Annotated in this window: 9 protein-coding genes; 5 read left to right on the plus strand and 4 right to left on the minus strand. The window is 47.6% G+C overall.

Annotated features, from left to right (window positions below; translation table 11 throughout):
* Nucleotides 1–79: 79 nt before the first annotated feature.
* A complete protein-coding gene (locus tag S7335_RS00665) occupies nt 80–1,702 on the minus strand; it encodes a glycosyltransferase family 39 protein (protein WP_006454094.1) in 1,623 nt (540 codons plus the stop codon).
* Nucleotides 1,703–2,289: 587 nt separating this feature from the next.
* On the opposite strand from S7335_RS00665, the gene S7335_RS00670 reads away from it, so the two are divergent.
* The 4 genes from S7335_RS00670 to S7335_RS00685 all read left to right on the plus strand — a co-directional run bounded on the left by S7335_RS00670 (nt 2,290) and on the right by S7335_RS00685 (nt 5,831).
* Nucleotides 2,290–2,736, plus strand: coding sequence for a hypothetical protein (locus tag S7335_RS00670; protein ID WP_038016654.1), 447 nt, complete (start codon nt 2,290–2,292; stop codon nt 2,734–2,736).
* Nucleotides 2,733–3,893 (plus strand): tRNA guanosine(34) transglycosylase Tgt, encoded by a 1,161-nt coding sequence (gene tgt / locus S7335_RS00675; protein ID WP_006453859.1) that lies wholly within the window; start codon nt 2,733–2,735, stop codon nt 3,891–3,893. Before S7335_RS00670 ends, tgt begins: the two co-directional genes overlap by 4 nt.
* 157 nt (nt 3,894–4,050) lie before the next feature.
* Complete coding sequence (locus tag S7335_RS00680; RefSeq protein ID WP_006456025.1) at nt 4,051–4,188, plus strand: photosystem II reaction center protein K; 138 nt, start codon at nt 4,051–4,053, stop codon at nt 4,186–4,188.
* A gap of 896 nt (nt 4,189–5,084) precedes the next feature.
* On the plus strand, nt 5,085–5,831 hold the full coding sequence (locus S7335_RS00685; protein WP_006454769.1) for a tetratricopeptide repeat protein: 747 nt from the start codon (nt 5,085–5,087) through the stop codon (nt 5,829–5,831).
* A gap of 85 nt (nt 5,832–5,916) precedes the next feature.
* Here the strand turns inward: S7335_RS00685 and S7335_RS00690 are convergent, their stop codons facing one another.
* Together S7335_RS00690 and S7335_RS00695 are read right to left on the minus strand one after the other, a co-directional pair.
* Nucleotides 5,917–6,135 (minus strand): hypothetical protein, encoded by a 219-nt coding sequence (locus S7335_RS00690; protein WP_006453719.1) that lies wholly within the window; start codon nt 6,133–6,135, stop codon nt 5,917–5,919.
* A 124-nt stretch (nt 6,136–6,259) separates the two neighbouring features.
* The gene (locus tag S7335_RS00695; protein WP_006455609.1) at nt 6,260–7,843 is read right to left on the minus strand and encodes a serine/threonine-protein kinase; all 1,584 of its coding nucleotides are present in this window, start codon (nt 7,841–7,843) and stop codon (nt 6,260–6,262) included.
* 293 nt (nt 7,844–8,136) lie between these two features.
* On the opposite strand from S7335_RS00695, the gene pheT reads away from it, so the two are divergent.
* A complete protein-coding gene (gene pheT / locus S7335_RS00700; RefSeq protein WP_006457413.1) occupies nt 8,137–10,605 on the plus strand; it encodes a phenylalanine--tRNA ligase subunit beta in 2,469 nt (822 codons plus the stop codon).
* A gap of 2 nt (nt 10,606–10,607) precedes the next feature.
* On the opposite strand, the gene S7335_RS00705 is transcribed toward pheT, so the two are convergent.
* Nucleotides 10,608–12,845 carry a DNA polymerase III subunit gamma/tau gene (locus S7335_RS00705; protein WP_006453754.1) on the minus strand — a complete coding sequence of 746 codons (2,238 nt, stop codon included), beginning with the start codon at nt 12,843–12,845 and terminating at the stop codon, nt 10,608–10,610.
* Nucleotides 12,846–12,851 lie beyond the last annotated feature (6 nt).

Consider the following 12,851-nt stretch of genomic DNA (forward strand, 5'->3'; position numbering starts at 1 on the left):
CGAGGGGTGAGCGGTAAATCTCTATGAATAGAATATCTTTTAGAAATGAAGTTGTTTCTTCTAACGAGGTAGGGAGCTTCTACCATTCGCTATCAAGCGTAGAAAGGTCCTTGTTTGCATAGATTTTGAGCCCTTCAATATCGTGAATGAAGGTGTAATTCTGATCAAGTGCAGCTTCCAAAAGCTCAACTGTCTTTGGTTGCTCTTTTAGATAAAAAGGATCTGCCTGCTTGACAATCAATTCGGGTTTGAGATCTAACAGTCGCCTCATTTCTCGAGGGCTAGACCAGCTAGGTCCATACAGAATTTGCAGCAAATAGTCTTTCCCAATTGTTGAAGGGTGCGCTATCGAGGGGATGAGCGGATAGGTATTTAGATACCAGTAAGCTAGATGTTCATCCATCAGGTAGATTGAGTGCTCTTCGAGGCCTTGATCGAATAGATAATTGGCGATCGCTCTAGCAGGTGAGTAATCTATCGGCGCGCCCGTGAGCAAGCCAGATGTGATGGATGCATATTGACCAAAAATCGGATAGGCACCCAGGCACAAGAGAAGAAGCACTGCAATAAAGAACTGCCGACCTTGCTTGATCACCGCTTCAACAAAGATACCCGAAAGGATAGCAAAGAAAGGAACCAGCTGAATTAGATAGTGTGGATGGGCTGAACCGCTCCCCAAAATAGAGAACTGAATAGTCAAGATAAAAGCAATCACCAGCGCCCAGCCAGATGTTTGCTGTGGCTGTAGCTGCATTCGGCGCTTTAGAATCAGTCTGATGCCCCCAATCGTACCCAACCAAAATAAGATATGTAGACCGAACCCAGGCCAATTCCAGATATAGTCCAATATCTTGACTAGTAAAACCACGGCAACTTCGTAGCTTTCTAAATCAGCATTAGCCCGAGAGAAAGAAGCAACCACTACCGAAGTCCACCAGGCCTGCGAAATGCCTGTGATCCAGTAAGGGAGAAAGCCTAAGAAGACCGGAATCACGACGCCGAGACCATAGATCAATCCAGTGCGAACCTGCTCAACAGTACGAATCCGCTTAACAGTGCGAACCTGCTGAGCTAGCGGTTGCCTAAGTCCTGCAACCGGTAGATAGAGACCCATACCGACGGCCACATAGACTAGATTCAGTCGCATCATCATCGCAGCCGAGATTAGCAAACCGCAATAAAACAAAGTTGGTGTAGTTGCCCCTCGCACCACCAGTAGCCAAAGCGCTAGCGTTAGCGGCAAGACGGCGATATGTTCGCTCATGACAGGCTGTCCTCCAGCCACAACCGACATCATTAAAATAAATAGACCCCCTGCTATCCACCCAGCTCGAACCGTCCATAGTCGCTGCGTGATGCGATTCACGCTAAAGGCCGTTAGCGCAACGACTAGTGCCCCAGCGAACCGAACTGAGGCAATCGTTTTACCAAACAACAAGATAGCCAGTGAGAAAAATCCAAACAAGAATGGGGGCTTGAGGTCCCAAAGCCGCGTATAGGGCAAATGACCATCCAAAAGCGACTGGCCCATAAGAATAAAAGTACTCTCATCCCAATCAATCACCGATTCAAAGAAAAAGGGCGCTCGGCAAAACAGCGTCAGCAACGTCAGCAGCAGTAGCTCTAAGGCAACCCCTCTAGGCTCTACTTGCTTAGCAGACCTATCTAGCGGTTCCTTAGTATGGCACCAGGTGATTTTCAAAATATCTGATCTCGTAGGCGCATTGTCAGTTCAGGTCTACGGTACTATGCTCAATGGAGTGTCTTGATGTCTTGTAAGCGCACTAAACGGCCTGAATCAGAAATAGAACTCCCTTGTTCTTACCTTTCTGCTCTTAGATTAGATAGATACTAAAGATACGAGAGCTTTCAACTAAAAAAACCATAAAGCATAAAAGCTTATAGAAGAAGGAAGACGCTAGCAGCGTAACGGTAGTGGTCGATCCCCAACTCGCGGATACCGCCTTAACAATCCTTCTTTATGCTGCTAGCGTTCGACTGCTCAATCTTAGACACCTGCTTATGAACTGATGAACTGAGCAGTTCAGACTGCGTACACAACCAAATCACTTTATGAATCAGTAATCTGGCGCATCTTTTGTGAGGATAAATTGGTCACTATAAGACAGATATGCATTCTTTGGATAAAGTAATTCAAAATTTTGCATATCTAATTTCGCAATCTTCAAAAATCGATTACTGTTAGGATGTATTCTCGAATTGTGAGGATTTTCTTCACAATTATTGCGCTTAATCGAATTGATTATTGGCCTCAGTGAAGCCTTTCAAATGAACTACAATTCCTCTGGCAATTTTCTTGCACCGTGTATTATCGATAACGGCATCGTCGTTCGTAAAGCGGATATGCTCCGTCTGCTAAAAGACCTTCGCCATGTTCGCTACATTCACCGTCAAGACAACGAAATTATTAATACTGGAGAGGGTTGCATCATGGAAGCCTTCGCCGATCCTCACAGCGCAACGCTAGTCGCCAACCATAGCCTCTATCTTAATGTCCATAGCTTCGACTACATGGAGATAGTGAGATCTGAAGCAGACACCAGCTTTGTCCTTGTTCAGGATAATCGCTGTTTGTGTCTAACGCCTGTTTCTAGAGTATCTAGTGACCGGTCTAATCGAGAGATTGATGTTGCAGCCCTAGAAGCTATTGTCACTGAAGCACTATCTGCAAGCTGGGATGCTTCAATCGATGACGAACGGAATAACTTCTATTGATCACTCCATCGGCCAGTAGTTCTAGCGCTTTTAGAGCTGGTAATTCCAAAGCGCCTAGCCCTGAAGCATTTGCTTATCAGCTCCAAGCAAGATGTAGCCATACCAAAGCGCGTGCTGGCGTGTTCCATACGCCTCATGGTCCTGTTCACACGCCTAGGTTTATGCCGGTTGGCACCCTGGCCAATGTCAAAACGGTCACCCCTGCACAGCTCAAAGCGTGTAATGCACAGATGGTGCTGGCAAATACCTATCATTTACACTTGCAGCCAGGTGAAGCGCTAATCGCCGAAGCGGGTGGGGTTCATCGGTTCATGAATTGGGATGGACCGATGCTGACTGATTCTGGTGGCTTTCAAGTTTTCAGCCTCAGCGAAATGCGAACGGTAACTGACGAGGGTGCAACCTTTCGCTCACCTCGCGACGGTAGAATCATTGAGATGACTCCAGAGCACTCTATAGAGATTCAGAATGCCCTAGGTGCTGATGTGATTATGGCCTTTGACGAGTGTCCGCCGTATCCTGCAACTAGAGAGGCGGTTGTCAATGCAACAGATCGAACCTATCGGTGGCTGAAGCGCTGTATTAGTGCTCATGACAGAGCAGACCAGGCACTGTTTGGCATTGTGCAAGGTGGTACCTACCTAGATTTGAGAGCGACAGCAGCCAAGAACCTTGCAGCACTTGACTTACCAGGCTACGCGATCGGTGGAGTTAGCGTAGGTGAGCCGCCTGAGCTAATTGAGCAGATTGTGCAAGCAACGACTCCCCTACTGCCAGAAGACAAGCCACGTTATCTCATGGGTGTTGGCACATATAGAGAGATGGCTCAGGCGATCGCAGCGGGCATTGATCTATTTGATTGTGTAATTCCCACTAGGCTAGCGCGTCATGGCGCAGCGCTAGTCAAGGGAGATAGGTGGAATTTGAAGAACGCTCAGTTTCGCCGAGATCTAAACCCACTAGATGCAGATTGCCCCTGCTACACTTGCCAAAACTTCACAAGAGCCTACCTTTGTCATCTGATCCATGCTAAGGAAATGCTTGCCTACACACTTATCTCAATTCATAACATCACTGAACTCATTAGGTTCACAACAATGATCCGCAGTGCTATTTTGCAAGACAGCTTTACAGCCGAGTTTGCAGCTTGGCTGTAGACTCTAGTCTCTTTTAATTAGCAAGTTGGATCAGCAAGCTTTAGGTAGCGAAGAGCCTTCTGAATGAATATAGACCCGGCTAGCTGTATTAAGATGACCTCACATATCGTGATAAAATATCCTTAATATTACACAAGTATTTGGAGATGTTTGGTATATGGATGTTGCCTTTCTAGTAGCAGAGCTACCCGAAGCCTACCGCGCCTTTGGCCCTCTCATTGACGTTTTGCCCATTCTGCCCATCTTCTTTTTACTGTTAGCGTTCGTATGGCAAGCTTCTGTCGGGTTTAGATAGATTAGAAGCTGGTTCATAGCGGGTGGATCACAACCGATAACAGTGCTGGTTTTTTAGGCTAAACCTGAAATTATCGAAACTAGTCGTTAGGTTCTCATTCCTTACTAGCTTAGAGAGCTCGATTCATTTGGACTTACTTAAGTAGTCTTAGGCAGCATCTCTAGTTAGCCTATGTACGATAGCTAAAGATATTTAATTAAGTTAATCAAGTAAAAAGGGCCAGTTCTGTATCTTCAGAACCGGCCCTTTTTACTGTTTGCCAATAGAAAGTCTTCAAAAGATAAATAATTTCTTAATAATTAAATAGGAAGGTGGTCGATAAGGATACTTCAATCTCCGTTGCTTCAAGTGCTTACACGTACATATCAACTTTATCTAATAAGCATCGACATTATCTTTACGTTCTTTCCCAGTTTATATCTATGTAGGCCCATGAGATTATTACAGTCAGCTGTTCGAGCAAGCTGACTCCACATGTTGCTAGTTCAAACGGCATCTGTTGGTTTTATCTGTTGGTTTTATCTGTTGGTTTTAAACAACTCGTTTTGCTGAAATCACCGTGAAAACTACGGTGGTTTCCACAGTGGAATCATTAGGTATCACTCCTATAGCTTTGGGCTCTTAGCTTACAACACTTGTAACCGCTAGCGACTCTATGTACATCCAGGCTAAAAGACGCACAAACGTCGTAGGCGTAGATTTCTCATAGAGCATGCAATCCGACGCTTGCTATACCTGGACTTTAGAGGTGTTTCAATCGACGTTAGATAGATGAAGTGAAGGATATCTTCTTCTCATTTTGCTAGTCGGGTCAAGTGATGTCATTTGAGGCTTTTAGAGATATCTACTGTCTCAGCTAATTTAGCTAGCAAAGTAATCTGTAGGAGACCCGGTCAATGACATATTCAAAGTCCTTTAGATCTCAAGCTAACTATCTAACGACGTTGCGCGCTCTCGTTCCTAGATCTCGTCAGAGTAAGTCGGGACAAAAGCCCGTGCGCTCTACCTATCATCCCAATGCCGATAGCTGGCTATCTTCTACAGATACTACTTTGCTGCTGCGAAAGCAGGCTGGGGATGAAGCTAAAAAAGGTAACCATATCACCGCTGTCAAAATTCTTAGTCATTTGATAGTCCGTGAACCAACTAACCCAGAGAATCTCGTCAATCGAGGACTCATGTATAGCAACCTGGGACGCGGCGACGACGCGCTAGCTGATTACAATCGGGCTATAGAATTAAACCCCAAGTTCGATCGAGCCTTCAGCAATCGGGGCAATCTACACGCGATCAGGCACAATTGGCAAGATGCGATCGCCGATTACGACGAGGCCATCGATCTCAACCCTTTGAACATCCGGGCTCGGCTCAACCAAGCGGTTACCTTTAGAGAGATGGGTAACTACGAGGAAGCGCTAATATGTCTAGATATTGCTCTGTTCTTTAGACCTAAAAGTGCCGTTCTCTACGCAGAAAGAGGGCGAACCTATCATCTACAGGGCTATAGGAATCGAGCGATCGCAGCGTACACAACCGCCTGTCATTTAGCAGAAGATAGCAGCCTCAAAGATATTAGTAGTCCAACAAAAGTTATCCGTAGAGTACTCAGTTGGACTAATAGCCTAAACTCATGCTCGCAATGACAATCTGCACTCAGCTAGCGCTATTGGCGCTGTTCGTGGATCAATCACCATCAAGGTATCTGTATCTAAGAAGACGCTATGAGGCCTAGTCAATATCGATTGACTGCGGCCCCTTTGGATTAGAGGTATTGATTCCACCCGCCGTATCATTAGCAGTCGGCACAGCCCCTTGTTTATTCAGCCAGCTCCTGACCGGATCTTCTGTCAAGTCTAGTCGAAATAAACCAGAGAAAAAGCCACCACAAAAAGCTACTGGCTGCTGGGCAAGTTCCTTTATGAACGGGGTCAGCTCATCAACAAACATAGTCAAAACTTTCCTTCTACGGCAACTAGAGCTAGTGTAACGGTCTCAGCCAAAAATTTGCTTGTTATCTCGATCAAGAATCTTTGATTGAAACCTTCGCGCTAAGCGCTTACTCAAACTTTACTCAAAAAATCTTCTGTAGCAGACTTCGGCGTCCATCAACTTGAATAGTCGACCAGTTAGTCAGCGCAGTGGCTAATTGAGCATCGCTAAGCGTGGCTCCAGTCAAATTGGCCCCACAAAGATTAGCACCGTCTAGTTTCGCAGAGTCTAGGTTAGCTTTGCTGAGGTTGGCACCCCGTAAGTCAGCCCCCTCTAAATTGGCATCGGCTAAATAAGCACTCACCAACTTCGCATTTTTGAGGATGGCTCTAGTAAGATTTGCCTGTCCCAAATTGGTATTAGAAAGATCAACGCTGGTTAGATTTGCCTCGCGCAAGTTGGCTTTGGCAAACCTAGCGTCTGCAAAGGTTTGTTTGTAGAGATCAAGCTGTGTAAGTATTTGATCAGAAAAGTCGCGATAGCCTTTTGCGTAAGCATCAATTAGAGATTGTGCTGTGTATTTTTTGCGTCGCCGCCGCTCTACGCCCTTGTAGTGAGTACTGCTATTCAGACGGCGTTCTTTTCCCTTGTAGTGAGTACTGTTGTTCAGACGGCGTTCTTTTCTAGCTCGAATAGTCGCGGCTATGCGAGCAGAGCGCGATGTTCGCGTCGTAGGCTGGGTGCTTTTCGTAGGTTGGGTGCTTGGTTGGTTATTCGTATCAGGTCCTGGTGTTGCAAAAGATAGGTTTTGAGCCAAGCTATCTAGATACGGCTCAACTTCAAGATCCCGTATAATCTCTTCTGCCATTTGATAGCGCTTATGCACTGAGATATCGAGCATTTTCACTAGGACTTGAGAGAAATGACTACTCACAGAAATACGCTCTTGCCAAAGAAGCTCGCCAGTTTGAGCATTATAGGGAAGATCTTTCGGTGGGATACCTGTGAGCAGGTAGATGCAAGTAACGCCAATAGCATACAGATCGCTAGCATATACAGGACGCATGGCCATTTGTTCTGGAGGCGCGTATCCAGGAGTACCAATAGCGTAGGCAGTCAGTGCAGCTTGATCCGTTGGATCAACCGTGGGTTGACTGACCTTGTCTTTGACTGCACCAAAGTCGATCATGACAAGCTGCTGATCTTGTTCGCGGCGGATAAGGTTAGCCGGTTTGATATCTCTGTGAATGATCTTGTGGCTGTGAATATATTGGATAACGGGCAGAATCTCTTTGAGAAATTGTTTGACGCTCACTTCTGTAAAAAGGCCTGATTCTTTGACCTCTTTTTGAAGTGTGGAACCGCTGACGTATTCCTGCACTAGGTAGAATTCCTTAGCCATCTCGAAATAGTCAAGTAGTCTAGGAAGCTGAGGGTGATTTCCAATCTTGCCGAGAATTTTGGCTTCTCTTTGAAAGAGATTACGGGCCATATCTAGCAGATTAGGAACATCTGTAGTGGGTCGGAGCTGTTTGATAACGCAGGCGGGATAGCCAGGCAACCGCTGATCACGGGCAAGGAAGGTGGCACCAAACCCCCCTCGACCTAAAGCACCTATCACTCGATAGCGATCGCGTATCCACAGCTTACTGCCGCAGCTTTTGCAAAATCTAGCGGCGTTGTCATTCTTAGGATCGAGGCAACCGGTCTTAATGCAGTAGGTCATTGCAAAATCTGCGTCTGGGCGTATTTTGAGTATGCCCGTCTGTATAGCAGAGTGAGGATGCAGGCTTACTTTGCACATCGATCTGCCTGACCTCGTACAGCGGTTCTAGCCAAATAGACTGTCCTAAGCAGCTCAGCACCAGCAATAGGCGCAAGCGTGGGATTCTAGACAGGAAACCGTAGTACCATAAGTCGAGGCTGGCTCTCCAATATCACTTGGAAATTTCTTTGAAGCGTACTCAAGACTATTGACAGCCTGATTTCTTAAAAAAGCGCCTAAGCGTCGATTTCACAATGCGTGTTTCTGTTAACTGGCTCAAAGAGCTTGTCGAGTTTGACTTTTCGCCGGAGGCACTAGCTGAAGCGCTAACAATGGCGGGATTCGAGGTCGAAGAAATAGAAGATCGGCGCAGCTGGGCAGAAGGCGTGGTAGTAGGTCGGGTATTAGACACATCGCCTCATCCAGATGCAGCCAAGCTGAGTGTCTGTACGGTTGATATTAATCAAGGCCAGACTTCAACTATTGTCTGTGGAGCGGCGAATGTTGGTGCGAATACGTGTGTGCCGGTAGCCACGGTCGGCAGCTATCTACCTAAAGTAGATTTGAAAGTTAAGCCGCGCGAGTTGAGAGGAGTCGCATCGGCAGGAATGATCTGCTCTCTAGCGGAGTTAGGGTTAGCTCGAGACTCTGAAGGGATCTATATCTTCGATGAGCAGCAATTTGAGCAGGGAGAGATTTCGATTGGTCAAGACGTGCGACCTCTACTTGGCCTAGATGATTTTGTCTTGGATGTGACCTCTACAGCGAACAGAGCCGATGCCCTAAGCATGGTAGGCATCGCCAGAGAGATTTCAGCTATCACTGGAAACCCTTTGAAGCTACCAATCTCTGACGATCTGCCAGGAAGTAAAACAGCCTTAGACAAAGTAGATATCACACTGAGCGAGCCTAAGATCTGTCCTATCTATATGGGAAGTGTTTTAGAAGGGATTAGGATTGGGCCATCTCCAACTTGGCTACAACAGCGCTTAATTGCCGCCGGGACCCGGGCAATCAATAACGTAGTCGATGTCACCAACTATGTTTTGTTAGAGTGGGGCCAGCCGCTACATGCTTTCGATTTAGATAGACTCATGGCAGTAGGTGAGCAAGATTCACTCTCAGTAAGTGTTCGCTACGCAACAGAGTCTGAATCATTAGTGACATTAGACGATCAAGAGCGGCAGCTAGCAGCGCAGACAGTGTTGATTACCGCGAACGATGTGCCAGTGGCCTTAGCTGGTGTTATGGGTGGGGCCAAGACGGAAGTTATCGATACGACAGAAAGGGTATTCCTAGAGGCGGCCTATTTCGACTCGGCGGTAATTCGCAAATCGGCTAGGTCCCAGGGACTGCGTACTGAAGCCTCGGCTCGGTATGAACGAGGAGTAAACCCGGCCGAGCTGAAATTAGCTCGCGATCGCGCCCTTCAGCTTTTTATCGAAACCGCAGGCGCAACGCTAGTTGGACAGGGCGAAGATCGCACTGAGATAGGCAATATCTCACCGACTAGAGAAGTTTCGCTGCGCTTGAGCCGGGTTCACCAAATCCTAGGCGAGGTCGTCGAGCAGGGAAGCACCAAGGCACTAGACAAAGCAACTGTTGAAACGTTATTGAGCAAATTAGGCTGCAAGGCAACTGCTACCGATGAAGACACTTGGACAGTAGAAATCCCGCCTTATCGCTATCGTGACTTAGAGCGCGAAATTGATCTGATCGAAGAAGTCGCTAGGCTCTATGGCTACGACCGCTTCGCCAACACGCTACCAAGCCAGACCTCACGCGGCTATCTTTCTCAAGCGGCAGCGTTGTCTAGGCGGCTACGAGCAGCTTTTCGAGGAGCGGGATTAACAGAGGTCATTCACTATTCTTTAACTAGCCCAAGCTCTGATCGGCAAGTAGTCATCGCAAATCCTTTGTTCACCGAGTACTCAGCGCTGCGAATTGATTTACTAGATGGGTTGATTGCAGCCTTTGAGCTCAACATTAATCAAGGAAACGGGCCACTCAACGCTTTTGAGATCGGTACTGTTTTCAATCAGCCTGACGACGATCCAGAGGGCGATCCGATCGAATCGATTAAGGTCTCAGGAATTGTCGGTGGAGATGCTCGCCAGGGACGCTGGGAAAATAGCAATCAAGAGAGGCCGCTCACCTGGTATGAGGCAAAAGGCATTCTAGAGTGCGTGTTTGATAATCTAGGACTAGCTGTGGACTATCGGGCTGAGGCTAGGGATGAGCGACTCCATCCTGGACGAACGGCGGGTCTGTTTGTGCGAGGTCGTACGCGGCTAGGGACTTTTGCGCAGCTACACCCAGAGCTACGCCGCGAGAGAGACTTGCCGGAGGCGGTGTATGTCTTTGAGCTAGATTGGGCCGTATTAGAAATGTGTTTGACTGGAAAGCGTGGTAAGGCCGTTAAGTTTGAGGCCTTCTCTAGGTATCCAGCTTCTGATCGAGATCTCGCATTTTTTGCCCCAATTGAGGTAAACGTCGCTGAGCTGCAAAAGGCAATGAATAAATCGGGCGGCAAACTGTTAGAGTCAGTGACTCTATTTGATGAGTATCGTGGGCAAGGCGTACCGGAAGGCAGTCGCTCTTTGGCGTTTAGGCTAGTTTATCGAGCAAGCGATCACAACCTTACCGACAAAGATATCGATCCTATTCACCAAAAGATTCGCGCCACTTTAGAAAAAACCTACAAAGTTAGTCTGCGTAGCTAGGTCTAGAACGGAACATCTGGGCCAGGTGCAGAAGATTTGGGTCCTTGGTTAGAGTCTGTTTGTTCGGTCGATCCTGGTAGTGGAGGATCAGCATCGTCATCTAGATTAACAATCTGACCGTTGAAGAAGCTAGCAAATCGCTTTATCTTCTCTTGTTCTTGGTCAGCAAGCTGTCGATTAACAGACGCATCTAGCCTCGGATTAGATGGAGTACTCAGTTGCGTAACAGGTTTATGAACGTTGGGCACAGAGATATTTGAGCTATCTGACAGTTCGATATCTGCGCCACTGCTAATTTCTAGATAGCTGTTATTGGTAGATTGTCCATTCGATTGGTTACCTGGTTGATTGGTTGGCGGATTAGTCGGTTGATTTCTTTGTAGAGTCGAAGGCTGTGAGTGAGGCGAAAGGCCAGTGGATGAACTAGCAGATGACTGGGCAGCAGGATCTACTGGCTTTGACGTGTCGACAACTTCCAAAGATATTTTGATGGGTCGCTGAAAAACTGTTTGGAAAGCAGCTTCTAGATTGGGAATGCGCTCTCTAGCTGCTTTTTGAAGGGGAGCCGAACGAAATCCAACTTTTGCACCTACCCCATCAAAACCGAGTAGCATTCCCTGCTGAGACATCAACATCTGCGTCCCACGAGGTTGCAGCACCGCTAGGATCTGTTTCCACAAATCACTTAGATTACCGAAGGCAACAGCTATTGGCTTTTCTGGGGCTGCCGGCTTTAAGGGAGTGGGCTGTGTAGCAGAAGCAGCAGACGGATCTGATAACACTGCTGCCTTGGCTGGGTCTAGATTATTAGAAGAGGCAGAACTATCAGATAGTTCTGCTTTAGGTTCATTCGGTTCGCCTGGAATAGCTGGTAGTGATACGGGAGGCTCTGTTGGAGACTTGGAGGCACCGGTAGCAGCCGTCTGTGCTGGCTGATCTACCGAGGGCGGCACTGGATGCTGAATAGTTGATGCGATCGCAGGCTTAACGATTGGCGGCGTGATGCTAGGTGCAATCTTAGGCTTAACACTAGAGGTGATATCAGTCGCTGCTGTTGTCTCGCGCGCATTATCGACAGCGGCACTGTTAGCCCTGTTAGTAGCTGGGTTCGTAGCAGCGTTACTAGCAGGAGTACGCTTGGCCATCACCTCTAGCGCACTAGGTAGTAGTCCGGTCAGCGTAATTTCTAACCACAACCGTGGCTGAGTTGTATTTTTGATCTGAACTTCTGCGCTTTGGAGTTTCTGTTGGCTAGCAAGCAGCGCAGCAGCAGATAGCTTTTGCGCAAAAGGAATCATCTCAGCCCAGGTAGGTGAGGTAATTGCCACAAGATCGACGCGTTTGGGCGCACGTTTGGCAATTAGCAAATCGCGGTAGAACCCCACCAGGCTTTGCAGCACAATCAAAGGCTCTCTGCCCTTGTCCATTAGATGGCGAACGCGCTCTAGCAAGGCGGTGCTATCATCGGCGGCGATCGCTCTTACCAGATTCAGCAAATCTCGCTCAGGAACGGCCCCCACCAAGTCCCAAACCGTCTCAACCGTAATTTTATTGGCTTGCAAACTCAGCTGATCTAGCAGGCTTTCAGCATCACGCAATCCACCTTGAGAGATCTGAGCGACTAGCTGAATCGCGGATGGTTCAATTTGAATAGCCTCTTCAGCCGAAATATAGCTCAAATGTTTGATCATAGACGGCAGCGGAATGCGGCGAAAATCAAACCGCTGACAGCGAGAAATAATCGTCGGCAGGACCCTTTGAGGATCGGTCGTAGCCAGTACAAACACTACTCTGCTCGGTGGCTCTTCTAGCGTTTTAAGCAGCGCATTGAACGCAGCCGTACTCAGCATATGAACTTCGTCGAGCACGTAAAGCTTGTACCTGCATTGTACGGGTGCGAACTGCGATCGCTCGATCAGCTCGCGAATATTATCCACACCAGTATTACTTGCCGCATCGATTTCGACGACATCTAGCGCAATCCCTTGGATCACTGCTTGGCAAACGTCACACTGACCGCAGGGCTGAGCTGTTGGCACCTCTGAGCTAAGACAGTTGAGCGATTTTGCTAGGATCCGAGCACTAGACGTTTTGCCAGTGCCTCTAGGACCACAAAATAGATAAGCTGGAGCAATCCGCTTTTGCTCTAAGGCATGCGTGAGGGTTTGAGCGATCGCATCTTGACCCACTAGCTGAGAAAACGTTTGCGGTCGATACTTATGGTGAAGAGGTTCGTACAAGCGCTG

The organism is Synechococcus sp. PCC 7335, from assembly GCF_000155595.1.
GTDB lineage: Bacteria > Cyanobacteriota > Cyanobacteriia > Phormidesmidales > Phormidesmidaceae > Phormidesmis.